Raw genomic sequence first — 26,073 nt, forward strand, 5'->3', positions numbered from 1 at the left:
AGCAAATTATGAAAAAAACAGTAGCAATTACAATTTTAGCAGCCGCACTAACACTTATAAGCTGCAGCGATTCTGATACCTACCAAGATATAGAAACTCCTCCGGTTACAGACACTCCAACTCCAGGACCAAACCCAGTAGTTACTATTAGCTATTCTAAAAATGTAAAAGCAATTATTGATGCCAATTGCGTAGGCTGTCATCAAAGCGGAAGATCAGCAGGCTTCAGACCTTTGACCACTTATGCAGAAGTAAAAACCGCTACTGAAGGTGCGGGTTTATTGAACCGAATTCAATTACAAAATGGTCAGCAGGGCATTATGCCTCAGGCCGGAAGAATGTCACAGGCCAATATCGATTTGATTGTTAAATGGAATACAGACGGACTAAAAGAAAACTAATAATTATGAAAAAATCGTTTATTAATTTATCTATAGTGTTTTTACTCATTTTGATTCACACCAATGGATACGCACAAAAAGTAATCACAAAAACAGGCACTATAAAATTTCAGGCTACTGTGCCATCCTATGAAGAAGTTGCCGCCGAAAACAAAAGTGTATCTGCAATTTTAGATCAATCCACTGGGGATTTTGCAGCTCTGGCTCTTATAAAAGGTTTTCGATTTAAAGTTGCTTTAATGGAGGAACATTTCAACGAAAATTATATGGAGTCCGAAAAGTTTTCAAAAGCAACTCTAAAAGGCAAACTAGAAGATTTTGACATTTCTAAAATTACCGGTACTCCCAAAAACTTCACTTTAAAAGGCGATCTTACCATTCATGGGAAAACAAAACCTATTATAGTAAACATCAAAATATCCAAGGCAGTCAATGGACTTAGTACTATGGGTTCATTTGAAGTCAAACCAGAAGATTTTGACATCCAAATACCAAGTCTTGTCAGAAAGAAAATCGCAGACAAGATCAAAATTACCTACAATTTTTCATTAGTTAAATAATCCATTTCAACAGATCAGGCTTAACTAGTAAGTAGAATTCCCCAATTCAACATTTACTACTCCTATAACTTTTTACTTTGAAAGATTATTAAACATGACTATTGACCAGAGGTCAGTTTCATACTTAGCTGGCCTCTTTTTTTACTAACTCAAATAAAATTCAAATGATCTGCAAAAATTATGTTGTTACTGGTGAGGATGTAAACGATGTTATGATTATGGAAAAGGCCGCGTACAATTCATACACGCTACGATTACTATACCGTTTTTTATTTCAAAATGGATTTTCAAGAGAAAAACTGAATTCTTTACAGCTCGATCTGCAGGAAGGAAAATATGTACTGGTCTGCCATAAAGACCTAATGTTTACAGAACATTTTTTTGTTGAGATGAAATATTGTTTTATGAATGACAAGATCAATATTAAAAGTTACTTTTTTAATTCTAAAAACGAATGCTGCGCAGAACTCCTTAAAGAAGTCGAATGGTTTGATTCTATTCGCAAAGAGGTCATCAGAGCACCTAAAAAAATCCTAAAGCATTTTAATACGAGTAACCCGGTAAAATTTCAGAATCTGTAAACCTCAACTCATTACCTCTGAGTGGCTATTATTCTTCTTTTAATATTATATAACTTTAAAAAATTAAAGGCCTAACCACTCAATATCAATCCGTTTTCCTGCTTTTTTGATACTCGTTTAAAATAGCACCTAAACCTATTAAGAAGAAAAATACGCCAAGACCGCCCAAAAGTACTGGGTCTACAATATAACCGTAAATCCCATCAATCTCCGCTTTATTCGGATTGGTTGGATCATACAAAACCTTAACGGGACTTCCTGCAATGTAAGTCGGAAGAGAAGTCCCCACATTAGAAGTGAAATCTATTGGCTTACCTGATTTTGTAACAAATGAAACATGGGGGTAATAGAGCGATCCATTCTTATTGCCAGCAAGAGGTATCGATTCGATAACTGTACCATAAACAATATTTGCCTTTTCAATAAAGTTTAATTTCTGTTGAAAAAGGCAAAATGCCCCCACCAATAGAGTCAAACCGGGTATAAAACACACATAAATAACAGCACGAATTAGTCTTTTATTCATCATTTATTTTTATTATTAAAACTAATGGCTGTGTCAAATTGTCCTGCAGGTTATTACTAATTGCTTTATCAGAAATGACCATACATTCATGCTCACTAATTCAACCTCTTATTTGTGTAGCATAAATACTCCTTTGATAGAGAAAAGTTTCATCATTTTTTAAATTGACCCTTGATCCGATGTGAATCAAGAAAAAAACCAATCTAGCACAAAACAAAAAAGCCACTCGATTTGAGTGGCTTTTCGTGAACGCAGAAGGATTCGAACCTTCGACCGCCTGCTTAGAAGGCAGGTGCTCTATCCAGCTGAGCTATGCGTCCATTTTTTATAAAACTTCCGACAAAGTTCTTGTCGGGGTGGCAGGATTCGAACCTGCGGCCTCCTGCTCCCAAAGCAGGCGCGATAACCGGGCTACGCTACACCCCGAGGCAAAAATTAAGCGGAGAGACAGGGACTCGAACCCTGGCGACGGTTACCCGTCGACAGATTAGCAATCTGCTCCATTACCGCTCTGGCACCTCTCCAAGCTCAAGAAACGTGTTCTGTTTTGCGGTTGCAAATGTAAGACAACATTCCATATCTCACAACTATTTCGACGCTTTTTTTTGTCTTTTTTCAATCTTTTTTTTAAACCTCTTCACAATCAAACAAATAGAATTAACAAAAATTTGATATTAAATTTAAAATCCAATCGAATTGCCTCAAAATTTGAATTTATTCAAATAAAGAGTAAATTTGCTTGATTAACTAATATTAACAGAAAATGAACAAAAGAGTTGTTATCGTTTCTGCCGTTAGAACACCTATCGGAAGTTTCATGGGAGGTTTATCTACCGTACCCGCACCAAAATTAGGTGCTGCCGCAATAAAAGGCGCACTTCAAAAAATTAACCTTGACCCAAAATTAGTTGATGAAGTTTTTATGGGTAATGTGGTACAGGCCGGAGTTGGCCAGGCACCAGCGCGTCAGGCTGCACTTTTTGCAGGTTTATCTGAAGAAGTTGCCGCTACAACTGTAAACAAAGTTTGTGCTTCAGGAATGAAAGCTGTTATGTTTGCCGCACAGGCTATCGCTTGTGGCGATGCAGAAATCGTAGTAGCCGGAGGAATGGAAAACATGAGTTTGATTCCGCATTACGTACAAATGCGTAACGGAACAAAATTTGGCCCAGCTTCTTTGCTTGACGGAATGCAGAAAGATGGTTTGACAGATGCTTACGATAACAACGCAATGGGAGTTTGCGCTGATTTATGTGCGTCTGAATACAACATCAGCCGTGAAGAACAGGATAATTTTGCTATTCAGTCTTATGAAAGAAGTGCAAAAGCCTGGGATGCCGGAAAATTTGACAACGAAATTGTTCCTGTAGAAGTTCCGCAAAGACGTGGTGAACCTGTCATCGTTTCAAAAGACGAAGAATATACCAATGTAAAATTAGACAAAATCCCTTCGTTAAGTGCTGTTTTTACTAAAGACGGAACAGTTACTGCTGCAAACGCTTCTACTATCAATGATGGAGCTGCTGCTTTAGTTTTAATGTCTGAAGAAAAAGCAATCTCACTAGGATTAAAACCTTTAGCGTACATAAAAGGTTATGCTGATGCTGCTCAGGAGCCAAAATGGTTTACAACAAGCCCTGCAAAAGCATTACCAAAGGCCTTAGACAAAGCAGGAATTTCAATAAGTGATGTTGATTATTTCGAATTCAACGAAGCATTCGCGGTAGTTGGATTAGCCAATTCAAAAATCCTTAGTCTTGATAACGACAAAGTAAACGTAAATGGTGGAGCTGTTTCATTAGGACATCCTCTAGGATGTTCGGGAGCAAGAATCATCGTAACTTTACTAAGTGTTTTAGAACAAAACAATGCTAAAACCGGAGCTGCAGCAATTTGCAACGGTGGTGGCGGTGCTTCGGCAATTGTTATCGAGAGAGCTTAAATACTATTTTATCAGGAGTTATTACATTACTAAATAACTCCTGATTTTCAACTCATAAATTACCCTAAATGTTCGGAATTTGCAATCTAGCCATAGTACCCGTACGAGCTGAGCCAAGTGACAGAAGTGAAATCGTTACTCAACTTTTGTTTGGTGAACATATCGAGATTTTAGAACGCCAAAATCAATGGGCCCGAATAAGAATTCAGTACGATGACTATGAAGGCTGGGTAGATTCAAAACAATACCAGGTTATCTCGGAAGCAAATTTCAACCAATTAAGCAGTGAAGCAATTATTCTAAATGCCGACCTGATTGATTACATCACTTCTTCAAATAATTTGTTACTGCCAATTCCGCTTGGCGCTTCTTTATCTTTTTTAAACAATAGCGAAATCAATATTTCAAATTTTGATTTTGAAGGCACCAAAACCAGCGGTATAAAACCTAAGAGCGCTATTATAAGCACGGCTTTTATGTATTTGAATGCTCCCTATCTTTGGGGAGGAAAAACTCCTTTTGGAATTGACTGTTCCGGTTTTACTCAAATGGTCTACAAATTAAACGGCTACAAAATTCATCGTGATGCCTCACAACAAGCCCTTGACGGAGAACCTTTGAGTTTCATCGAAGAAAGTGAGCCTGGCGATCTGGCGTTTTTTGATAATGACGAAGGAAATATTACACATGTTGGTATCATTATGGACAATAATTACATCATTCACGCCAGTGGAAAAGTTCGTATTGATCGTTTGGACCACTTAGGAATCTACAATCCTGAAACAAACAAACACACCCATAAGTTACGTGTGATCAAGAAGATAATCTAACTTTTTCATCCTCCCTCTAAGTTAATTTTTCTCTAAACCCTGAAGCAAACAACAAAATTATTGTATCTTTATAGCAAATTTGTTGTGTCATGGATAAAATAACGCAGAAAACAGAACCTTTTGATACTAAAAGAAGTATTCGAAATGCCTCAGGAAAAGTAATCTCCATTAAAAGATCTACTTTAAGTTCTGATGGTAAAGAATACAGCTGGAGCAACAAGCTGGAACGTGTTGGAGTCATCCGATCCGGTATTCCTTATGATTCAATCGAAGTCATCAGCAGGCGATTAAACAATCCTGTAAAATCTGTTCTGGCCATTGTAGGGATTCCTCAAACTACTTATAACAAGAAAAAAAGCGAACATTTGCTTTTAGACAGCAGAGACAGCGAATTGGTTATTTTAATCAATGAGCTGATCGATTATGGCCTTGAAGTTTTCAATAATGAAGAAGAAAAATTTCAAAGATGGCTCAAAAAACCTAATTTATCTATCGGCGGAAGCACTCCTGAAAACATGCTGGACACCGTAACAGGAATTAACGAAGTGAAATTTAGTTTAAATCGATTAGAGTTTGGAAACTTAGCTTAAATGAAGGTTTTTAGAATCGAAAGAGAAAAATACTTAAGCACAACTTTAGCAGGAATTGGAGCTTCAATGTCTGAGGGTTTCCGATGGAACAGCCTTAATACCCGCATGGTTTATACTGCCGAAAGCAGAGCATTGGCAACACTTGAAGTATCTGTTCATTTAGATTTAAGTGAAGATTTACCTTTGGATCGTTTTTATATCGAAATCGAAATCCCTGATGACATCACCATTCAGGAAGTTAGCATAGAAGACTTACCCGAAGACTGGAATTCAAAACCTCCAATAGTAATAACACAAACCATTGGCGATGATTTTATAGATTACAACGAAGCTGCAATCTTAAAAGTTCCTAGTTGCATAGTACCACAGGAATTCAATTATTTAATAAATCCAACCCATCCGGACAGTAAAAAGATCAAGGTTATCAGTAGTACCAGAATGAATTTTGATTCGAGATTTCAAAACAAACACTAATTTCACGAATTAGCACGAAGTAAAAATCTATTTAATCTTTATAATCTGTGGCAAAAAAATTAGTGACAATTAGTGTAATCCGTGTTTAAACACTAATTTCACGAATGTACACAAATTAAAATCTTTCTAATCTATCTAATCTGTGGCAAAAAAAATTAGTGACAATTAGTGCAATCCGTGTTTAAACACTAATTTCACGAATTAGCATGAAGTAAAAATCCACTTAATCTTTATAATCTGTGGCAAAAAATTAGTGCCAATTAGTGCAATCCGTGTTTAAACACTAATTTCACGAATTAGCATGAAGTAAAAATCCACTTAATCTTTATAATCTGTGGCAAAAAATTAGTGCCAATTAGTGCAATCCGTGTTTAAACATTAATTTCACGAATGCACACGAATTAAAATCTTTCTAATCTATCTAATCTGTGGCAAAAAAATTAGTGACAATTAGTGTAATTCGTGTTTAGGCACTTATTCTGATTGTTTTTCTAAACTCCGAAGGGCTGTTTCCTTTTTGCTTTTTGAAGAATTTATTAAAATGACTTTCATCGGTAAAACCAAACTCGTAAGCGATTTCATTGATTCGTTTATCACTAAACTGTAGGCGATGTTCAATCAGTTTTGTTTTATAATTGCTGATATACTGCTGCATGGTTTCGTTGGCATGCTTTTTAAAATAGCGTCCTAAATACGTATTTGAAATTCCGAAATAATCACTAATCGATTCTGCTTTGATTCTTTCAGGATAATAAATGTTGTTTTGAATGTACTGCAAAATATCCATTGCTTTTGCCTCACAGCCAATATTTACTTGCTCGGGCAAATACTTCGCGATATTTCTTGCCACCACGATAATCAAAGTGTTCACCAATTGCTGAATCAATTCTTTATTATAGACATCTTTATCTTCATACTCCCTAATAATTGCCTCCACCATAACTTTCACCAAACATTTATCGGCAACATTTTTTAAAATACAGCCCGGCTGATGATTCGCATTTTGTAGAATATACTCTAAACGCTGAATATTTTCATTTTGCAGGCTTGAATTTTTTAAATAAATATCATTGAACCTCAAAAAGAAAAACTTTGTTTTGGTTTCAATGGTAAAATTATGACAATCCTCAGGAGTCAAGAGAAACATATGTCCAGCATCATATTCAAAGACATTTTTATTGATACATTGCAAACCGGTTCCGTTCAGAATATAAACCAATTCAAAAAAATTATGACGATCACCTACATCCGGGTATTCATCTAAAGTCTCAAAGGAAACACTAAACGGTTCGTATAAATTTTCTTTTTTCATAATAGTTATTATTATATCGTGGCTGCAAATATACCTAAAAAACACAAATATATACCATTTAACACTCTTAAAAATGGTATAATTTCGCCAAATAATTTTAAACGATCAAAAATATCACTTATGGAATATAGAAAATTAGGCAATACTGAACTTGAATTATCCACGATTACATACGGCGCATTTGCGATCGGCGGGAATATGTGGGGTGGAAACGATAAAGCAGATTCAATTGCTTCTGTTCATGCTTCAATCGATCATGGTGTGACTACAATTGACACTGCTCCTTTCTACGGATTTGGTTTAAGCGAGGTCATGATTGGTGAAGCTTTAAAAACTCAAAATCGTTCGAAAGTACAGTTATTGACAAAATTTGGTCTGGTTTGGGACGGAAGTACTAACGGAAAAGGCGAATTCTTTTTCGATGCTGAAGACAATGGAAAAAAAGTCCCTATTTACAAATATGCTTCCAAAAACAATATTATTAAAGAAGTTGAAGAAAGTCTAAAACGTCTTCAAACCGATTATATCGACTTGCTTCAAATTCATTGGCCGGATACTACAACACCTATTCACGAAACAATGGAGGCGCTTGAAAGCCTAATTCAACAAGGAAAAATCAGAGCAGCAGGAGTAAGTAATTACAATGCATCGCAAGTTCAGGAGGCACAAAAAACCATTCAATTAGCTTCCAATCAGGTTCCGTTTAGTATGTTAAATCGTAGTATTGAAACTGATTTGGTTCCACTAACGCTTGCTGAAAATATTGGAATTATTGCCTACAGTCCGATGGAAAGAGGTTTATTGACCGGTAAATATTTCACCGATGGTAAATTAAAGGACAACGATCATCGAAATGGTTATTTCGGTCAGTTTGATCTTCAGAAGGTAAAAACTTTGGTAGAAGAACTGAGCTCTTTAGCCAATGCCAAACACATTTCTATTTCACAATTGGTTTTACGCTGGACGACTTTACAAAAAGGAATTACAATTGTTCTGGCCGGAGCCCGAAATGCAGAACAAGCCATTTCAAACGCTAAAACAATGGATTTTGATTTATCTGTTTCTGAATTAGATTTCATCGATCAGGCTATTTCAAAATTAAAATAGTTACCCGAGCAGTTTTACCTTCTTTTAAAAAAGCACAAAAAATTAAATTATATCAAAGAGATACCACTCTTATCTCTTTCACAAACACATAAGAGCAATTCATAGTATGAAAAAAATATTTATTATCAACGGCGGGCAAAATTTTGCTCATTCAGGTGGAAAATTCAATCAAACCGTTACTGACTGGACAATAGAATACTTAACAAACAGCAAACAATTTGAAGTGAAAACAACCGACATTAAACAAGAAGTCGATTTAGACGAAGAAGTCGAAAAATTCGTTTGGGCAGATGTAGTCGTTTATCACACACCTGTTTGGTGGTTTCAATTACCGAATCTTTTTAAAAAATATATTGATGATGTTTTTACTGCCGGACATCAAAAAGGAATTTACAAAAACGACGGTAGAACGAGAACAAATCCGGATATCAATTACGGTACAGGCGGACTTTTGCACGGACGAAAATACATGCTTACCACAAGTTGGAATGCCCCTGCAACAGCTTTTACCCTTCCGGGAGAATTTTTCGAAGAAACAACTGTAGACGAAGGTGTTATGTTTGGTTTCCATAAAATGAATAAATTTGTAGGAATGGAGAAATTAGACGGTTTCCATTTTCATGATGTCGAAAAAGGTGCTACAGCCGAAAATATTGGTATCTTTAAGGTAAACTATACCAACCATTTAGAACAAATCTTTAAAACTTTATAATTATGATCTCAATTACCGCTATTTTAAAAAGTAAACCGGAAAATACAGCACAAATAAAAAACATGCTAAATCATTTGGTTACAGAAACCAGAAAAGAAGAGGCTTGCATACGTTATGATCTTCATCACAGTGAAAATGTTTTTATTATTTGGGAAGAATGGAAAGACCAGCCAGGACTTGACATCCATAACAATCAATCGTATTTACTGGATTTCATTAAAGAAAGCGAAACTTTCATCTCCTCTCCTATACAGGTTTACAAAACAGCACAAATCTTATAATGTAAAGAAACAATGAAAGCACTTTTTACAAATACATACGAATCTGATTTTGTCAGTACTGAAATAGAAATACCAACTCCAAAAAGCGGAGAAGTTTTAATTAAAATTCATGCGAGCGGTGTTAACCCGATCGACAACAAAATTCGTATTGGGGTTTCGCCTTACGCATCACCGGTTTTACCTGCGATTTTAGGAACTGATCTTGCCGGTGTTGTGGAAGCCATCGGAAAGGATGTTACTGATTTTAAAGTTGGTGATGAAGTGTACGGACTCGCCGGAGGTGTACTGGGGCTTCAGGGAACTTTAGCCGAATATACTGCCGTTGATGCTGCCTTACTCGCTTTAAAACCTAAGAACTTAAGCATGAAAGAGGCCGCAGCTGTTCCGCTTGTATTGCTAACAGCCTGGGAGGGTTTAATTGACAGGGCAAAAGTAAAAAAAGGTGATCAGGTTTTGGTTCATGCCGGAGCCGGAGGTGTTGGTCATATGGTGGTACAGTTGGCCCGCATTTTTGGTGCTGATGTTTATGCAACCGTTTCGCCTGAAAAAGCTTCTATTGCAGAAGCCTTTGGAGCCACTCCAATTGATTACAGAACTACAACTGTTGAAGATTATGTCGAGCAATTTACAGCGGGAAAAGGTTTTGATATTATTTACGATACCGTAGGCGGGACATCCTTAGACGATTCTTTTAAAGCCATTCGCCATTATGGTCAGATTGCCAGTTGTTATGCTTTTGGAACACACAATTTAGCTACAGGATCTCTTCGATCTGCCAGTTTACATGGTGTTTTTGTTTTGCATCCGATGATTAGCGGTGAAGGCAGAAAACATCATGGAGACATCCTGAAAGAAGCTGCAAAATTTATCGAAGAAGGAAAACTAAAACCTATTATTGATCCCCGAAAATTCACATTAGATAATGCGATAGAGGCTCATAAAGCGGTTAGTGATGGTTCGGCTATCGGAAAAATTGTAGTGGATATCGTTTAATTTCAAAATTTCACTCTTTTTTGTGATATTAATTTACTTACAAAATTAATTTCGATAAAAAAGTTAACTTGCCTCTTATTCAAAACTTTACAATTTTATGAGCGAATACCACTTAGCCGAAATTAATATTGCCAAAATGAAAGGTATTGACATAAACGATCCTATCATGAAAGAGTTTAAAGAAAATATAGATCTTGTGAATACTTTGGCCGAAAACAGTGATGGCTTTGTGTGGAGGTTGAAAGATGAGAGTTATAATACGACAAATCCTAATCCGTATAATGATGAGCAGGTTCTTATTAATATCTCCGTTTGGGAGAATGTTGAAACATTAGAGCATTATATGTACAAGACTTTTCACAGCGATTTTCTAAAACGTCGAAAAGAATGGTTTTTTAAATATGGTAAGGCACATACAGCAATATGGTGGATTCCTAAAGGCCATGTTCCAACTCTTGAAGAAGCGGTAGAAAAATTAGATTATTTACAGCAAAATGGAGTTTCGGAATTAGTGTTTGATCTTCGAAACAAGTTTCCCGCACCACAATTCAAAAATATTTCCTAGTAAAATCATTAAATAAAAAAGAGACTGTATCCCAAAAGGACACAGTCTCTGTCTTTTCATATTAAACTAAACTACTGCTTTATGATTTTCTGAGTAAAAGTCTTCTTAGCTGAAGAAGTTACGTTTAGGAAATATACTCCTCTTGTTTTTCCCGACAAATTAATCGTTTTTTCGGTGTTATTTCCTCCGGCAAAAGTTTCGGTATAAATCATTTTTCCTTCTGCGCTATGAACGGTAACCGTATAATTGTCCGTATTAGATGGTGTTACCACATGAAAAACATTACTGGACGGATTTGGATATACCTGAACTCCTTGCAGATTGTCTACTTCTCTTGGTTTTGTTACTGTTAAATTAGGTCCGTTATCGATTTTAAAATTATCAAACCAAATTCTGGTTCCAAAACCTGAAGTGTTTTTGAATTTTATCAAAACATTTTTCTGTTGTTTTACAATGCTTAAATCAATCTTTTCGGCTCTCCAGTCGGAATCTTTGGTTGGAGTCCAATCATTAGTTTCATTCGCTCCGGTTGTTGCCGGGTCGTCCTGAATTGGAGGGGAGACCGTTTGCAACTGTATTTGATTTTTAGAATATACATTTGTCCATGTCAGACCGCAATCTGAAGACACCAAAATATCAATCTTATCAGGAGCGGGTGCCGAATCATACACGCTTAAATACTGTGTATAAGCCAGATCAAAATACAAATAAGGTGTCGATGCAGAAGAAAAATCAACTGCTTTTAAAATAAGCTCATCGATTTTAGCTGTTGGATTGTCGGCATTATTAATAACCAAACAGGATAAGTCTCCTTTACCAACATCCGAACGTTTTTCCCATGTAATGGCATCTTTGTCAGGATTAATTATTTCCCAATCCTGAACAGGAAAACTTCCTTCAAAATTTTCCGTAAATGGAAGAGTATTTTTGCTTTTCACAACCACTACTCCGGTTTTTGTTATAGCAGTTCCCGCTCCATAAGCATTAGAAGCCGTTAAAGTCACATCGTAAGTTCCCGGGTTATTATAAACCACAGTAGGTACTTTGCTTGTCGAAGATGATGGTGTACCTCCCGGAAATGACCATGCCCATGCCGTAGGTTCTCCGGTTGAGTTATCATTAAAAGCAATTGGAAGATCACTGCACAATCTTTCGTTCTCCACTGTAAATTCAGAAAACGGAGTTTCTTTACTATCAAAATTAAATTTCAAATTGTCAATCCATATTCTTGCACCATATCCAGAAGTATTTTTGAATTTAAACAAAACGTTCGATTCCCCTTTGAACCTGGTCAGGATCACTCTTTCAGTTCTCCAATGTGAATCTGAAGTTGGAATCCAATTGTTGGCATCGGCGCTTTCAAATGTTTCCAACTCCATATGAGTCTTTTTATAAATACTTTCCCAGGTAAGTCCGCAATCTTTTGAAACGAGAATTTCCAGAGCGTCCGGACTCACAGCATCAAATTTGGCATAGGCTACATCGAATGAAAAATCGGTTACTCCCACTGACAAATTAGCTGGTCTCAGAATAATTTCATCTACCTCACCCACCTTATCATTGTCGGCATTATTCATAACCATACAAGAAGAAGAATTATGTCCTACTCCGATGTGTTGTTCCCAGGCCAATTTGTTGTCCGGATTAATAATTTCCCAGTCTGCAGGAGGAAAAGAACCTTCAAAGCCTTCGGTGAAAGAAGTTTTATAAGGATCCACAATGGTTATAAAATTATTTTTAGTAATTATTGTTCCGCTACCATTGGCATTTTTAGTAGCCAATGTTACGGCATAAGATCCCGGTACATCATAGATTACTGTTGGATTCTGATCTGTAGAAGTTGACGGTGTTCCTCCTGGAAACGACCAGTTCCATGACGTTGGATTTCCTGTTGAAACATCTACAAATGGAGCTGTAAGACTTGTACAGCGTGTATCTCTCATATTGGATGCAAAATCAGAGACCGGAGTAGTGGCCTGTGTAACAGCAACGTTTACATTATCGATCCAAACTCGTGTTCCATAACCCGACACGTTTACAAAACGAATAGAAACATTATTACTCCCTATGTAAGCGCCAAGATCGACTACTTCTTTTCGCCAATTGGCATCCGTGACAGGTATCCAATTATTGGCCTGAGCTGTAGCAACAGCTGTGGTTTGTAAAGCCGTATGCGTTTTTGAATAAACATCATTCCAGGTAAGTCCGCAATCTGTCGAAACCTGTACTTTTAAAACATCAGGGCTTATATCATCAAACTTGGTATAAGCAACATCAAAATACAATTGACTGTTCTGTCCTGCTGTCAAATCAAAATAAGGCAATCTGATATAATCCAAAGCACCTACTACCGAATTATCGGCATTGTTCATAATCATACACGAACTGTCATTGTGGCCCACACCTTTACGTTTTTCCCATCCAAGACCTTTGTCCGGATTTGTAACTTCCCATCCTCTCGGAGGAAAAGTTCCTACAAAGCTCTCCGTTAAATTTGCATTTGATTTCTGATCTACTTCAATGTAATTCTGCACTTCTTTTGTATTTGTTCCCAGCGAGTTGGTTACCTCTAAGGTTACTTTGTAATTTCCGGATGAATTATAGGTAACTACCGGATTTTTGTCTGTTGAAGTTGCCGGAGCTCCTCCTTCGAAAGTCCACACTCTCGAATTGGGCAATCCCAAAGAAATGTCTTCAAACGTTACTGCTTTTCCGGAACAAACTGCTGTTGTACTACTATTAAAATTAGCCACAGGAGCGGTTTCAATAACACCAACTGCTCCAAGATTAGCAGGATCCCATAATAAGCCTCTTGGGTATTTGGCAACTGTCTTATCTTCCAACCAGTATGTCATCGCATTGGTCTGATCTCTGGTATACATATTCTGGCACTCGGTATTATAATCCATGTGATTTTCGGCGTTGGCATAAACTCCACAACTATTTAGTACATTTCTGGTGCAGCCTTCCGCAACTTTGGTTGGAGGAGTATCGGCCATTCCATCATTAACCGGATCACAATCGTCCTGAAAAGTGTGTTTTAATCCAAAATAATGACCAAACTCATGTGTCATTACTTTTGCAAAAGTAGCACTCGCATGTGATCCGCAAGTACTGCCTATATATCTGTGGTTGAAAGCCACACGCGGTATTGCATCCTGAATGGGTAAAAAAGCATGTCCTGAACCAGTAGGTCCCTGTCCTGTATTGGGTTCATCAACCACCAAAACATCAAGATAATACCTGTTGTTTTTACCGTACCAGATGTAGTCATAAATTCTAGCATCATAACCGTCTGCAACGTGTGCTTCGGGATGCCAGTCTAAACCCGGAATTTCTAACGGATTTCCGTCGGGGTCAACGGTGGCTAAGACAAACTGAATGTTCATTTTACTTTTAACAGCGTCAAAACGAGGATCAGTTGTGATATATCCGGGAAACAAACCATTAAAATCTTTGTTAACCGTTAGCAATGCATCGTCAATTCTACATTTCATCTGCTCTTTGGTAAAAGCATTATTGATATTTGTTCCATCGGCCAAAATGTGAAACACGACTGGAATAATATAAGGAACGGTAGCTGCTTTCTTTGTATTTCCTTTCTTCCAGGTTTTGATTTTTGAAAGCGATTTTTGAAATGCAGTTTCTTCCTTTTGGGACAATTGGGTTCCACAACCAATTGGGTTTTGGCTTTGCCCAAAGAAAATGCAGCATTGAAGCAGAAAAACTGCAGCAATAAGGTAGTTTTTTTTCAAAATAATAGTTTTTTGTTAGTTGTTATTCCAAATATTAAATTGTCAGAAAAATTGTTAAAAAATTAAACTTTAAAAACAAATAATTCCTAAACATTCTATATTCGATGGTTTTTTTTGATAAAAATATCCAATTAACATCTATAAAAAAGATATTATCTTATTGTAAAACAATTGTATCTTATCTGGTTTTTATATTTGCGATATGATCTAAAAAACAAAAAACTGCCCCTTTCAGACAGCTTTTCTTAAAAAATATTTTCAATTCCTCCTATCTTACTTACTTTATTCCTCCAAAAGCTCCGAAACACATGTTTTTGTGCAAAATCTCCACTTTTGTAAAACCAACTTTTTTCATCAAATCCAATTGATAGTTCATAGATCTTGGGGAATCTTCTTTTTCCACATACTCCAATACTTTTTGTCGGTATTCGGCTCCACCAATCCCTTCCAGATAATCACCATAACGTTGCCAGGTATAGCTGTTTAAAACTTCGGTATCCTGAGTGATTAAATCTGAAATAAAAAAGCAGCCACCGGGTTTTAATAACTTAAAAATTTTAGCAAAAGTAGTTTCCCAATCCTGATCGTCCCTCAAATGATGCAAAACTGCTCCTGCCAAAATAATATCAAAATGGTTTTCTGTTAAAGTTACTTCTCTGATATCACCTTGCTTTGCCTCTACTGTTCCGTTAGTTTCTTTCGAAACTCTTTCAAAAGCCCTGTTCAGCATTGGTAGACTCAAATCGACCAGAGTGCAATTTAAATTCGGGATCTTCGAAAGCATTTTTAAAGTATAATTTCCGGCACCACAGCCTATATCCAAAACATTCAACGCAGTTGGAACAATCCTTTTGGCAGCTTCGGTAATTAACTCCAGAGAAATGGTTGCATCGATAGTAGCGACCTGTCCGGTTTCTAAATTTGAAAATCGTTCGACATCCTTATCAAAACGCTCTCTAATCTCTTCAATGGTTGATTTATTCATAGTTTTTTTGTTTTTTATTGCTCACCAATTAGACGGGTTTTAACTAGTTTGCATGGCTTTTATGTTTGATGCTTTATAAACTTTTTTTTCGCCACGAATTCACGAATTTCTTTTTTAGTTTGGGCATAAATTTTAAAAATAAAAAAACGTGAATTCGTGGCGAAAAAACATTACAATTTATAACAAGAATCCCAATAATAAAAAGAGAACTTTTAAATACCTTAGCAAATTATAATTCTACAAAATAAAACCAACAAAAATGGCTGAGCAATCTTCAATCCAGTGTCCAAATTGTGGCACACCAATCGATGTAAATGATGTTTTGAAGCATCAATTGGAAGATAGTATCCGTAAAGAATTTCAACAAAAAGCTACCGCTCAGTCCAAAGAAATGGAACTTAAAAATGAGCAGTTCGAAAAAGCAAAAGCTGAATTTGAAGCCAAGAAAAAGCAGGAGAATGAACTTTTTGCTGAACGACTGGACCGTGAAAGAAAGGTTGCCGAAAAAGAGATTACTCAAAAACTAAAAACCAAACTCGAAGAAGAAAATAAAGATCGTTTACTTCTAATGGAAAAAGAACTTTCAGAGAAATCGGAAAAACTTCGTGAACTTAATAAAATGGAAGGCGAAATTGCCAAGCTTCAACGCGAAAAACTGGAAATGAAAGAAACAATCGAGGCTGAAGCTCAAAAACAGCTTAACGCAACTTTAGTTTTAGAACGTGATAAAATCCGAAAACAAGAAGAGGAAAAAAACGAACTAAAAATAAAAGAATACCAAAAACAATCTGACGATCAAAAAAAGCTGATCGAGGAAATGAAGCGCAAGCAGGAACAAGGTTCTATGCAGTTGCAAGGTGAAGTGATGGAACTCGCGATTGAAGAATGGCTGGCCAGTAATTTCCCGCTAGACACGATCGACGAAATAAAAAAAGGTGCCAATGGAGCTGATTGCCTTCAGGTGGTAAATACGCGAGAAGTACAAAATTGTGGTTCTATTTATTACGAAAGTAAGCGTACCAAAGCTTTTCAGCCCGCGTGGATTGAAAAATTCAAAAACGATATTAGAACCAAAAGAGCGAATATTGGTGTTTTAGTGACCGAGGTTATGCCTGCCGGAATGGACCGCATGGGAATGCGTGACGGAATCTGGATTTGTACTTATGAAGAATTTAAAGGTTTAAGTGCTGTTTTACGACAATCTTTAATACAGGTTAGCCAGGCTGTTCAGGCACAAGAAAACAAAGGCGATAAGATGTCGATGTTGTATGATTTTTTAACCAGCAATGAATTCCGCTTACAAGTAGAAGGAATTGTTGAAGGTTTCACACAGATGCAAAGTGATCTGGATTCAGAAAAAAGAGCCATGCAGCGTATTTGGAAACAACGTGAAAAGCAGATTGAAAAAGTAGTTCACAATACTTTGGGAATGTACGGTTCGATTCGCGGTATTGCCGGAAATGCCGTTCAAACAGTGAGAGCTTTAGAACTTGATTTTGTCGAAGACGATGAAGAACAAAAAACAAAGGAGCTGGAATAATTACACAAGCTGTATCTTTTTTACCCTTTCAATTTTTATTTAAATACAATTTGCCATTCCAATCAACGAATTCTTCTAAGTAATGTTGCTTTTTTACAACATTAAACTCGAGAGATCCATCACAATCGGAATGGCAAATTTTATAGTTTTTTATAAGACGGAATTTAATCTACCTTTCTAAACACTAATAGTTTTCCATCAGGATTAGACAATATCAATCTTAGATCTCCAATTGAATAGGTAGTCGTACTTTGTAATGCCTTTACAAACTCGCCTTCTTTATTACTCGGCAAGCAAGCCATCATAGTTGAAGCTACATCAGAGAATCTCAACAATCCATTTTCAAAGAAAATAGTTCCCCCAATAGAATTACAGCCTCCAAATCCCATGAATTTATTCTCCGCTGCGTTAATTTCAATTCTTGGCATTTCTTTTTGAAAATCGGCAATAGTCACTTTTTTCCCATTTAATTCCTCTAAAACCCAGATATCATGCAAACGATAATCCGTAATGTATTTGCCGCAGCCGTTTAAAGTCTTACCATTTATCTCTACCTTAACGGTATAAGGTGAAACAGTTCCCGACATTGAATCCGTACATTCAAATTGCTGAACGGTAATGGTAGCTGAAGTTTTTCCATTGTTTACTTTATACATCTTTACATTGGCATCCATTGCTCTGATAGGTTCAACAGATTTAAAACTAATGGATTCCATTCCTTCGATCAACGATGTAAAAACAATTTTATCTTTTCCAAATTTTAATCCCCAAAATGGTTCATTTCCAGTAGCTTCAAAATAAACACTTAGGTCCTCTTCTTCTGAAGTTGTTTTAGAAGTTGTTTCTTTTGTGTTTGTTTTTTTAACTGCAACCGACTTACAACTTAAGATCACAGACATTAGGGCGCATAGTAAAAGTACTTTTTTCATATAATTAAATTTTTATTATGACTCCACACTAGAAAAAACCGAGCCAAGAATCACTACTGCCTGTTTTTTATGATTTTTTTAAGTAGAACCTATTGTTAAATTTAAGAAAAATAACACAATTACAAAAAAAATCTAAAAACTAAAAAATACTACCAACTCTAACTGCTTAGAAAGAATGCAGTAAAACAAATCTATACTTCTGATAATCGAAAAAATTCACGTAATAACTAATTTCAGTATCTTTGAATTCTATTCTTTTACTAAAAAAATGAACACACCTTTTCAAAAAGCCAGCCAATTGATTGATGCTGAGAACGCTCAGGATCCGAATATCGAAATCGATCAAAATATAGAGTATCCGAAAGAATTACTGTATTCTGACAGGATGTATAAACGATTGATGCAATTTGAACCTAAAGCTTCAGAAGAAATTCAGATTGCTTCGAAAGCGCAGCACATTTGTCGATGGAAAGTGGCACGCGAATCGTACCCAATGGATCGTGTAGGTTATTTAAAATGGAGGGAAGAGCTTAAAAAATTCCACGCAAAAACCACTGCAGGAATTTTAACGAAAGTAGGATATGCCCCGGAATTTATAGACCGTGTTTCATTTTTGATTGAAAAAAAGCTGCTTAAAAAAGACGCCGAAACGCAACTGCTTGAAGATGTAATTTGTTTGGTTTTTTTAGAATATTACCTTGATCCGTTTGTGCACAAACACGATGAAGAGAAACTCAAAAATATCATCAAGAAAACCTGGGATAAAATGTCGAACAAAGGACATCAGGAAGCCTTGAAGATTACTTATACTGAAGAAAACTTAAATCTGATAAAAGCCTCTTTAGGTCTTTAGCTTAATTTTAAATTAAGAAAAATTCCTTTCAGTTTCTTCTGCATAATTCTTCATTCATATTACGTATATTTGCGTAGTCAATTTAGACCAATATACGTAGGGTCTTGAAGTAACAATTAAATAAATAATGAGTAAAACGATTCGGGTAGTCCTCGCGGATAATCATGTTTTTGTAAGGGATGGGATAAAATCTTTGTTGGAAAACGAAGTAAACATAGAAGTTGTAGGCGAAGCTACAGATGGAATAGATACCCTCGAAGCTGTTGCTACAAGTGAGCCAGACTTACTTATACTAGACATACGTATGCCGCATTTAACCGGTATTGAAGTGGTAGAAAAACTTAGAAGTGAAAATAATAAGGTTAAGATTATTATACTCACCACTCATGAATCTGAAGAATACGTATTAGGTGCATTGAAAGCAGGTGCCGAAGGGTATTTGCTAAAAGATTCCAGCAAAGAAGAATTTTTAAAAGCATTACATACGGTTTTAAACGGAGGAAAATATTACAGCGGTGATGTTTCAGGAATTTTGATTCATCACTTTGTGCATTGTACTGTTTCATTAGGGCGCAAACAAGCTTTAGCCGAAGAAATCACGATTACCAAGAGAGAAAAAGAAATTCTGTCTCTTTTATTATCCGGAAAAGGAAATAAGGAAATTGGCGAAACTCTTAAAATCAGTAAGCGTACTGCCGAAGTGCATCGTTTTAACTTAATGAAAAAACTAAAAGTAAAAAACCTGATGGAGCTTTCAAACAAAGCAACCGAGTATTCTTTGTTATAAAAATTACGTACAATTACGTAACTAATTTGCTCGGAATTACAATATTCGATCTGCCCTTTTCGATTTCTGAAAAGGGCATTTTTTGTTATGCAAATTCCTTGATAAAACTCATTAATTTGGTATATTTGGGAGGATCTTTTCTGAGACAAGAAAATCAGCTTATGAAAATTATAGCATGGAATTGTAATATGGCATTTCGAAAAAAAGCAACATTCCTTGACGCTTATAATGCCGATATTGCCGTAATCTCCGAATGTGAAAATCCTGAAAATTTAAAATTCCAAACCGATGCAAAACTGCCAAACGACCTGCTTTGGTACGGAACCAACCCACACAAAGGACTTGCCGTTTTCTCCTATAGCAATTATAAGTTTCAATTATTAGACTCTCACAATCCTTTATTCAAAAACATTTTGCCAATAGCGGTTACTGGCGGAGACATCGATTTTACGTTGTTTGCCATCTGGGCCAATAATCCGCAGGATAAAGACGGACAATATGTAACTCAGGTATGGAAAGCGATTAATTATTATGAAGATCTGATAAAGGAACACAAGACCATTTTAATTGGAGATTTCAACAGCAACACTATTTGGGATAAACCTCGAAGAGAAGGAAATCACACAACCGTTGTAAACAAACTGGGCGAAAAAAAAATTTTCAGTACGTATCATAAATATTTCAAACAAGAACAAGGCAAAGAAGAGCACCCTACTTTATATCTTTACCGCCATGAAAACAAACCCTATCATTTGGATTACTGCTTTGCCTCGCAAGATTTTATGGAAGTTTTAGAAAGTGTAGAAGTTGGTACTTATCAAGACTGGACAATGCTTAGCGATCATAAACCTATAATAATTAACTTCAATATATAAATGATGACCAACTCCTGGACCGAACGGTGGAACGACCGTTACAGCACCGAAGAATTTGCCTATGGCACCGCGCCCAACAATTATTTAAAAGAAACATTAGAAAAACTAGACATCGGAACTATTCTTTTTCCCGCTGAAGGTGAAGGCCGAAATGCCGTTTATGCTGCTAAACTGGGCTGGAATGTTTCAGCGTTCGATATTAGTTCAGAAGGCAAAAACAAGGCTCTTAAACTTGCCCAGTCTCAAAATGTTATCATCGACTATCAGATTGGAGAATTAGAAACTTTAAACTATCAGCCGGGACAATTTGATACCATTGCTTTAATTTATGCACACTTTCCGGCAGAAATTAAATCGGCAATACACAAAACACTGGATCAGTATTTGCGCAAAGGCGGCTACATTCTTTTTGAAGCGTTCAGCAAAAAACACTTGGAATATTTAGCTATCAACGATAAAGTTGGCGGACCAAAAGATATTGCTTCTTTGTTTTCAATCGAAGAAATCCAATCTGACTTTCCCGATTATGAAATCATCACACTGGAAGAAAAAGAAATCGAGCTCAATGAAGGTCTTTTCCATAACGGAAAAGGTTCTGTTATCCGATTTATCGGAAAGAAAAAGTAATTCCTTTTACAAACATTTGTAGAGGCGCTCTAATGCGTCTCTACACCGCACCTCCCTACCCTCAAACAATTGCGTCCTGCTCTCTTTCATTACAATGGAGCAATCTCTAAAATAATATTTAATATAAGGAGCTGTTTCCAGCTGTCCGTTGTATCTTTTGTCCCGAACCCCGGCACAAAAGGATGCCACTCCCATCTGGGCTAATGAGCTCAGTGTACAGTTTTCAGTTTACAGCTCACAGTTTACATTTCACATCTCACAATAAACATTTCACAATAAACATTTCACAATTAACAATTACCCCCCCTTTTTCCATGTAGAATTGTTAAGAGATTTCGGCTTTATATTTCGGCTAAAAAAACAAATAATTCACTTTCAAATACTTAACATTAAATTTTATAAGAAAACTTAACATTGAATACCATGTTTTATAATTATCTTTACTTAACTATGAGTTAACAATTTAGTTACATTGCTGACGATAACCTTACCTAAAAGCACATAAAATATGGAAAACAAACCCGAAGAAAGCACCCCGGAAAAAATCGATTCTGTAAAACCTGAAGCTGTTCAACCGGCTACAGAAACTGCAAAACCTGCCAGCACTCCTGTTAAAAAAGCACCCGTTCGTAAAGCGGCGCCTGCTAAACCAACAACGGCAGCGGCAAAACCAACAGCAGCAAAACCGGTAACTCCTAAAGCTCCTGCAGCTTCTGTTACCAAAGCCGCAAGTACTACAGCAAAAGCACCTGCCAAGGCGGTTGTGAAAACGGCTGCAGCGACTCCAACTACACCAAAACCGGCAGCAAAAGCACCGGTAAAAAAAGTAGTAACACCAGCCGCTAAGCCAGTAGAAAAAACTGCTGCACAAACAACTGTTACGAAATTAAAAGAAGAAGATACTAATCAGGCAGTTAAAACCGAGGAAACCGGAAAAGATAAAGCCGCTAAAAAAGCCAAAAAAGTGAAAGACAAAGAAAAAGACAAAGCCAAAAAGAAATTAGCTAAGAAAAAAGAGAAAGCTAAAAATGATAAAAAGAAAGAAAAAGCTAAAAAAGCAAAACTAAAAGCTGCAGCTAAGAAAAAAGAAAAAGCTAAAAAAGCGAAAGACAAAGCTAAAGCTAAAAAAATTGCAAAAAAGAAAGCTAAAGCTCAGAAAAAGGCAAAAGCCAAAAAGAAAAAATAATATTCAGAAAGGTTTGACTTGATAAAAGTTGAACCTTTTTTTGCGTTTAAGGAGGGGCTTCGACTTCGCTCAGCCGGACAAAGCTAATATCACTTTGAATGCCGAAAGAAGGACCTTTTTAAATCACTCGTAATTTATCCCCCAATGGCGATCATACTGCGGTTATCAAAATGTTTTGCAGGATCATTCATTTCATCCATCGTTACCATTCCGGCACGAACCTTCTTTTTACTTTGAACAGCTGCTGAAATGAGATCCGTTATCGGCAGACCGTTTCTAAAAGGGGTTAAAAGATCCGTTTCTGCATTAGAAAAAAGACAGTTTTTTATTTTTCCATCAGCGGTTAAGCGAATTCGGTTACAGCTGTCACAAAACGGATTTGTAATTGAACTTATAATTCCGAAATCTCCCTGAAAGTCTTTTATTTTATAGGTTCTCGCCGTGAAGTTTTCTTCGTCTTTGAGCTTGATAATTTCCTGTTTTGAAAAACCATTTCCTACCCAAGAAAGAATCTCCTTTTGCGAAACCATCTTACTCCTGTCCCACTCGTTCCCCGCAAAAGGCATAAACTCAATAAATCGAACCGAAATAGGTAAAAACCGAGTTAGTTTTACAAAATCAACAATTTCGTTATCATTAAAACCTTTCATCAAAACAACATTTACTTTTACCTGAAAATCATGATTCAATAGCAAATGTAAATTATCAACCACTTTATCAAACTGATTTCTAAGCGTTATCGAATGAAATTTTGATGCAACCAGCGTATCCAGACTTAAGTTGATTTTCTTAATTTTAAACTGCTTTAAAACATCAATATGACGATCGATCAAAATTCCGTTTGTAGTAATCGAAACTGAAATATCAAGAGCGGACAGTTTTGAAATTATTTCCGGAAAATCTTTTCGTAAAAGTGGTTCACCGCCAGTTAATCTTATTTTATCAACACCATTTTGCACGAAAGTCTGAGCGATACCAAAAATCTCGTCCGCAGTCATTAAACTGGCTTTTGGAGAAAGTGCAATGCCATCAGCAGGCATACAATAGGTACAACGCAGATTGCATTTTTCCAGCAGTGAAATGCGTAGATAATTGTGTCTGCGCCCAAAACCATCCGTCAAACTAGTGTTAAAGGCTGTCATGATTTTTACCTTTTAAAACATGAAAAACATGCATCACATGTGGGAAAACCGCATCCATAGACTCTCTTGCTCCATTTGTCGAACCCGGCAAAGCCAAAACTAAACTCTTGCCCACGGTTCCGGCTACGCTCCTGGACAACATCGCATAAGGCATTCTCTGCTGTCCATAGTCCCGAATCGCTTCCTCAATTCCCGGAATTCTGCTTTCTAAAATTGGCAATAAAGCTTCCGGCGTAACATCACGTGGAGACAAACCTGTACCGCCTGTAAAAATCACCAATTGATGTTCTTTGGCAAACCTTTTTGTTCTTTCCTGAATAATCTCAAGTTCATCAGGAATAATTTCATAATGCAGTGTCTCAACGCCATACGAATTTAATTTTTCGACTATAACTTTTCCCGAACGATCTTCTTTGTCCCCCGCAAAAATAGAATCGGAACAAACAAAAACTGCTGCTTTTATTGCATTCGAAAATTTATTTTTAAAAGACGATTTTCCACCTTCTTTCTCAATTAATTTTATGGTCGAAATTTCAATTTCTTTATCAATCGGTTTCAACATATCGTACATGGTAAGGGCTACAATTGATGCTCCATGCATCGCCTCTACCTCAACACCCGTTTTATAAACGGTTTTTACCGTAAAGATGATCTGAATCTCCAGACCTTCGATCTTATATTCAACTGAAGTAAATTCAATAGGAATAGGATGACAATCGGGAATCGATAAATGGGTATTTTTAACCGCAAACAATCCCGCTGTTTTTGCCATTTCGAGTACGTTTCCTTTTGGCACTAAATTATTTTCCACCGCGTCAATTGTTTCTTGTTTACTAACTTTTACAATTGCGGTGGCGGTTGCTTTTCTTAAGGTGCTTATTTTATGCGTAATATCTACCATTGTATTTTATTAGGAATTCTGTTTCCAGGTGAAGGTATCGTTTTCAAACATTTCTTTACCAAAGATGGGCACATCGGTTTTAATCCAGTTTACAATGGCTTCTGTTGCTTCATAAACTTGTTTGCGCCGCGTTGCCGAAACAAAGACAAACAAACAAATTTCGCCTGCTTTTACAATACCCAAACTGTGGTAAATGTGCATACAGGTCAAATCAAATTTAGCAAACGCTCTTTCGCGAATGGCATACAAAGCTTCATTGGCCATATCAGTGTAGGCCGAATAATCGATAGCTACAACAGTATTGTCGTGAATCACATCGGCACGAACTTGTCCTAAAAAAATATTATGCGCACCAATCGTGTGTTTGGATTGGTGCTTTGCGATCGACTCGGCTATAAATTCAGGACTAATTGGCCCTTCTACAAATACATTTTTACTCATTACTTCTATTTTTTTTGCTACAGATTAAAAAGATTTTTCTTTGGCCGCGAATTCACGAATTTTTCTAATTCAAAAAAACTTGCGAATTCATAGCCAATAAACCTGTATGTTTTTTCACTTCTTTACAGACGCTCTGCTTTTTGATTATCCTCCTGCAAATGGCGGCAATAAAGCAACCACATCATTGGTCTGCAAAGTACAATCTACTGTTTTTGAAACTATTTTTTGATTTACTGCTACGCTGAAAACAAGCGAATCAAATTGATATTTCTGATCTAAATCACGCAATAATTCCTGCAGTGACACTTCCGAAAAAGGTACTTTTTCAAGTTCACATTGGGTCCTTTCGGCAACCGCTCCAAAATATTTAATCTCAATCATTTTTATAAATTTAAATTCTGAAAAATAAACTCATCTTCAAAATGTTCCTGAAAATAAGAAATCCAGCTTGACGTATTTTTCACTACCTCGCCAATGACAATAATAGCTGGCGATGTTATATTTTTTTCAGCAACCAATTTAGCAATTGAACTTATAGTTCCAATCACTTTTTGCTCTGTTTTTTTCGTTCCGTTTTGAATAATGGCAATGGGAAGATTGTCGGTTCTGTTCTGCTGATAAATAGCAATGATCTCCTCTAATTTATGCATTCCCATCAAAATAATTACCGTCGCATCCGATTTAGAAGCCAAATGGATATCTTTCGACAGCTTATGATCTGAGGTTGTTCCTGTAATCACCCAAAAGCTTTCGGCTACTTTGCGCTGTGTAACGCTTATTCCAACCGAGGTGGGAACTCCCAAAGCAGATGAAATTCCGGGAACAATTGCCGTTTCGATTCCAAATTGTTCTGCAAATTCAATCTCTTCACTTCCTCTTCCAAAAACAAACGGATCGCCTCCTTTTAAGCGAACCACATGTCCGTATCGCTGTGCCATTGACACAATCAGTTCGTTAATTTGATCCTGCGTGTATGCATGGCAGCCCAATCGTTTTCCAACAAAAACAATTTCAGCATTTGATGCATAATCCAACAATTCTTCATTAACCAAAGCGTCATACAAAACCACATCGGCATGCTCTAAAGCTTTTATAGCTTTCATCGTTATCAATTCAGCATCACCCGGTCCTGCACCTACAATCGTTAGTTTTGGTATTTTTAAGCTTTGCATAATCTT

28 protein-coding genes and 3 tRNA genes are annotated in these 26,073 nt (G+C 36.5%); 18 read left to right on the top strand and 13 right to left on the bottom strand.

The window, feature by feature from the left end; translation table 11 throughout:
- Positions 1 to 8 precede the first annotated feature (8 nt).
- The 3 genes from OGZ34_RS19835 to OGZ34_RS19845 all read left to right on the top strand — a co-directional run bounded on the left by OGZ34_RS19835 (position 9) and on the right by OGZ34_RS19845 (position 1,542).
- Positions 9 to 401: a c-type cytochrome gene (locus OGZ34_RS19835; RefSeq protein WP_263361458.1), complete on the top strand. Its 393-nt coding sequence runs from the start codon at positions 9 to 11 to the stop codon at positions 399 to 401.
- Between the two features lie 5 nt (positions 402 to 406).
- Entirely contained in the window at positions 407 to 961 is a 555-nt protein-coding gene (locus tag OGZ34_RS19840; RefSeq protein ID WP_263361459.1) for a YceI family protein, read from the top strand.
- A gap of 164 nt (positions 962 to 1,125) precedes the next feature.
- Positions 1,126 to 1,542 carry a hypothetical protein gene (locus OGZ34_RS19845; protein WP_263361460.1) on the top strand — a complete coding sequence of 139 codons (417 nt, stop codon included), beginning with the start codon at positions 1,126 to 1,128 and terminating at the stop codon, positions 1,540 to 1,542.
- Between the two features lie 85 nt (positions 1,543 to 1,627).
- Here the strand turns inward: OGZ34_RS19845 and OGZ34_RS19850 are convergent, their stop codons facing one another.
- The 4 genes from OGZ34_RS19850 to OGZ34_RS19865 all read right to left on the bottom strand — a co-directional run bounded on the left by OGZ34_RS19850 (position 1,628) and on the right by OGZ34_RS19865 (position 2,592).
- Positions 1,628 to 2,071 carry a DUF3592 domain-containing protein gene (locus OGZ34_RS19850; protein ID WP_263361461.1) on the bottom strand — a complete coding sequence of 148 codons (444 nt, stop codon included), beginning with the start codon at positions 2,069 to 2,071 and terminating at the stop codon, positions 1,628 to 1,630.
- Positions 2,072 to 2,314: 243 nt separating this feature from the next.
- A tRNA-Arg gene (locus OGZ34_RS19855) sits at positions 2,315 to 2,388 on the bottom strand.
- Positions 2,389 to 2,419: 31 nt separating this feature from the next.
- Positions 2,420 to 2,494: transfer RNA gene (locus OGZ34_RS19860), tRNA-Pro, on the bottom strand.
- A gap of 14 nt (positions 2,495 to 2,508) precedes the next feature.
- Positions 2,509 to 2,592: transfer RNA gene (locus OGZ34_RS19865), tRNA-Ser, on the bottom strand.
- Between the two features lie 239 nt (positions 2,593 to 2,831).
- Here OGZ34_RS19865 and OGZ34_RS19870 point away from each other — a divergent pair.
- The 4 genes from OGZ34_RS19870 to OGZ34_RS19885 all read left to right on the top strand — a co-directional run bounded on the left by OGZ34_RS19870 (position 2,832) and on the right by OGZ34_RS19885 (position 5,904).
- Positions 2,832 to 4,010 (top strand): acetyl-CoA C-acyltransferase, encoded by a 1,179-nt coding sequence (locus OGZ34_RS19870; RefSeq protein WP_173967529.1) that lies wholly within the window; start codon positions 2,832 to 2,834, stop codon positions 4,008 to 4,010.
- A 68-nt stretch (positions 4,011 to 4,078) separates the two neighbouring features.
- Complete coding sequence (locus OGZ34_RS19875; RefSeq protein WP_263361462.1) at positions 4,079 to 4,840, top strand: C40 family peptidase; 762 nt, start codon at positions 4,079 to 4,081, stop codon at positions 4,838 to 4,840.
- Between the two features lie 89 nt (positions 4,841 to 4,929).
- On the top strand, positions 4,930 to 5,430 hold the full coding sequence (gene parS / locus OGZ34_RS19880; RefSeq protein WP_173967531.1) for a type II RES/Xre toxin-antitoxin system antitoxin: 501 nt from the start codon (positions 4,930 to 4,932) through the stop codon (positions 5,428 to 5,430).
- Positions 5,431 to 5,904, top strand: a complete 474-nt coding sequence (locus OGZ34_RS19885; protein WP_263361463.1) for an RES family NAD+ phosphorylase — start codon at positions 5,431 to 5,433, stop codon at positions 5,902 to 5,904.
- A gap of 466 nt (positions 5,905 to 6,370) precedes the next feature.
- On the opposite strand, the gene OGZ34_RS19890 is transcribed toward OGZ34_RS19885, so the two are convergent.
- Positions 6,371 to 7,216: an AraC family transcriptional regulator gene (locus tag OGZ34_RS19890; RefSeq protein ID WP_173967533.1), complete on the bottom strand. Its 846-nt coding sequence runs from the start codon at positions 7,214 to 7,216 to the stop codon at positions 6,371 to 6,373.
- Between the two features lie 120 nt (positions 7,217 to 7,336).
- Between OGZ34_RS19890 and OGZ34_RS19895 the strand changes: the two genes are divergently transcribed.
- The 5 genes from OGZ34_RS19895 to OGZ34_RS19915 all read left to right on the top strand — a co-directional run bounded on the left by OGZ34_RS19895 (position 7,337) and on the right by OGZ34_RS19915 (position 10,874).
- Positions 7,337 to 8,323: an aldo/keto reductase gene (locus OGZ34_RS19895; protein WP_173967534.1), complete on the top strand. Its 987-nt coding sequence runs from the start codon at positions 7,337 to 7,339 to the stop codon at positions 8,321 to 8,323.
- 106 nt (positions 8,324 to 8,429) lie between these two features.
- Positions 8,430 to 9,035: an NAD(P)H-dependent oxidoreductase gene (locus tag OGZ34_RS19900; protein ID WP_173967535.1), complete on the top strand. Its 606-nt coding sequence runs from the start codon at positions 8,430 to 8,432 to the stop codon at positions 9,033 to 9,035.
- A 2-nt stretch (positions 9,036 to 9,037) separates the two neighbouring features.
- A complete protein-coding gene (locus tag OGZ34_RS19905; protein WP_173967536.1) occupies positions 9,038 to 9,316 on the top strand; it encodes a putative quinol monooxygenase in 279 nt (92 codons plus the stop codon).
- A gap of 12 nt (positions 9,317 to 9,328) precedes the next feature.
- On the top strand, positions 9,329 to 10,309 hold the full coding sequence (locus OGZ34_RS19910; RefSeq protein ID WP_263361464.1) for a zinc-dependent alcohol dehydrogenase family protein: 981 nt from the start codon (positions 9,329 to 9,331) through the stop codon (positions 10,307 to 10,309).
- Between the two features lie 97 nt (positions 10,310 to 10,406).
- Positions 10,407 to 10,874, top strand: coding sequence for a DUF3291 domain-containing protein (locus OGZ34_RS19915; RefSeq protein ID WP_263361465.1), 468 nt, complete (start codon positions 10,407 to 10,409; stop codon positions 10,872 to 10,874).
- A gap of 71 nt (positions 10,875 to 10,945) precedes the next feature.
- On the opposite strand, the gene OGZ34_RS19920 is transcribed toward OGZ34_RS19915, so the two are convergent.
- Both OGZ34_RS19920 and OGZ34_RS19925 read right to left on the bottom strand, forming a co-directional pair.
- Positions 10,946 to 14,629, bottom strand: coding sequence for a PKD domain-containing protein (locus tag OGZ34_RS19920; RefSeq protein WP_263361466.1), 3,684 nt, complete (start codon positions 14,627 to 14,629; stop codon positions 10,946 to 10,948).
- A gap of 277 nt (positions 14,630 to 14,906) precedes the next feature.
- Positions 14,907 to 15,614: a class I SAM-dependent methyltransferase gene (locus tag OGZ34_RS19925; RefSeq protein ID WP_263361467.1), complete on the bottom strand. Its 708-nt coding sequence runs from the start codon at positions 15,612 to 15,614 to the stop codon at positions 14,907 to 14,909.
- Positions 15,615 to 15,873: 259 nt separating this feature from the next.
- Between OGZ34_RS19925 and OGZ34_RS19930 the strand changes: the two genes are divergently transcribed.
- Entirely contained in the window at positions 15,874 to 17,154 is a 1,281-nt protein-coding gene (locus OGZ34_RS19930) for a DUF2130 domain-containing protein (RefSeq protein WP_263361468.1), read from the top strand.
- A gap of 164 nt (positions 17,155 to 17,318) precedes the next feature.
- Here OGZ34_RS19930 and OGZ34_RS19935 read toward each other — a convergent pair whose 3' ends face one another.
- A complete protein-coding gene (locus OGZ34_RS19935) occupies positions 17,319 to 18,083 on the bottom strand; it encodes an META domain-containing protein (RefSeq protein WP_263361469.1) in 765 nt (254 codons plus the stop codon).
- A gap of 268 nt (positions 18,084 to 18,351) precedes the next feature.
- Between OGZ34_RS19935 and OGZ34_RS19940 the strand changes: the two genes are divergently transcribed.
- The 5 genes from OGZ34_RS19940 (at position 18,352) to OGZ34_RS19960 (ending at position 22,411) form a co-directional block, all read left to right on the top strand.
- Complete coding sequence (locus OGZ34_RS19940) at positions 18,352 to 18,936, top strand: DUF4202 domain-containing protein (RefSeq protein ID WP_263361470.1); 585 nt, start codon at positions 18,352 to 18,354, stop codon at positions 18,934 to 18,936.
- Between the two features lie 127 nt (positions 18,937 to 19,063).
- A complete protein-coding gene (locus tag OGZ34_RS19945; RefSeq protein ID WP_173967544.1) occupies positions 19,064 to 19,723 on the top strand; it encodes a response regulator transcription factor in 660 nt (219 codons plus the stop codon).
- 161 nt (positions 19,724 to 19,884) lie between these two features.
- A complete protein-coding gene (locus OGZ34_RS19950) occupies positions 19,885 to 20,598 on the top strand; it encodes an endonuclease/exonuclease/phosphatase family protein (protein WP_263361471.1) in 714 nt (237 codons plus the stop codon).
- A 3-nt stretch (positions 20,599 to 20,601) separates the two neighbouring features.
- Positions 20,602 to 21,225 (top strand): class I SAM-dependent methyltransferase, encoded by a 624-nt coding sequence (locus OGZ34_RS19955; RefSeq protein WP_263363150.1) that lies wholly within the window; start codon positions 20,602 to 20,604, stop codon positions 21,223 to 21,225.
- Positions 21,226 to 21,733: 508 nt separating this feature from the next.
- Positions 21,734 to 22,411 (top strand): hypothetical protein, encoded by a 678-nt coding sequence (locus OGZ34_RS19960; RefSeq protein ID WP_263361472.1) that lies wholly within the window; start codon positions 21,734 to 21,736, stop codon positions 22,409 to 22,411.
- A 134-nt stretch (positions 22,412 to 22,545) separates the two neighbouring features.
- On the opposite strand, the gene moaA is transcribed toward OGZ34_RS19960, so the two are convergent.
- The 5 genes from moaA to cobA form a co-directional block, all read right to left on the bottom strand.
- On the bottom strand, positions 22,546 to 23,553 hold the full coding sequence (gene moaA / locus OGZ34_RS19965; protein ID WP_263361473.1) for a GTP 3',8-cyclase MoaA: 1,008 nt from the start codon (positions 23,551 to 23,553) through the stop codon (positions 22,546 to 22,548).
- Positions 23,540 to 24,454, bottom strand: a complete 915-nt coding sequence (moaCB, locus tag OGZ34_RS19970) for a bifunctional molybdenum cofactor biosynthesis protein MoaC/MoaB (RefSeq protein ID WP_173967548.1) — start codon at positions 24,452 to 24,454, stop codon at positions 23,540 to 23,542. Before moaCB ends, moaA begins: the two co-directional genes overlap by 14 nt.
- 9 nt (positions 24,455 to 24,463) lie before the next feature.
- Entirely contained in the window at positions 24,464 to 24,895 is a 432-nt protein-coding gene (locus tag OGZ34_RS19975) for a molybdenum cofactor biosynthesis protein MoaE (protein WP_173967549.1), read from the bottom strand.
- Positions 24,896 to 25,039: 144 nt separating this feature from the next.
- On the bottom strand, positions 25,040 to 25,276 hold the full coding sequence (locus tag OGZ34_RS19980; RefSeq protein WP_070907179.1) for a MoaD/ThiS family protein: 237 nt from the start codon (positions 25,274 to 25,276) through the stop codon (positions 25,040 to 25,042).
- A gap of 2 nt (positions 25,277 to 25,278) precedes the next feature.
- Positions 25,279 to 26,067 carry a uroporphyrinogen-III C-methyltransferase gene (gene cobA / locus OGZ34_RS19985; RefSeq protein WP_263361474.1) on the bottom strand — a complete coding sequence of 263 codons (789 nt, stop codon included), beginning with the start codon at positions 26,065 to 26,067 and terminating at the stop codon, positions 25,279 to 25,281.
- Between the last annotated feature and the right edge of the window lie 6 nt (positions 26,068 to 26,073).

It is taken from the genome of Flavobacterium collinsii (genome assembly GCF_946903285.1).
GTDB lineage: Bacteria > Bacteroidota > Bacteroidia > Flavobacteriales > Flavobacteriaceae > Flavobacterium > Flavobacterium collinsii.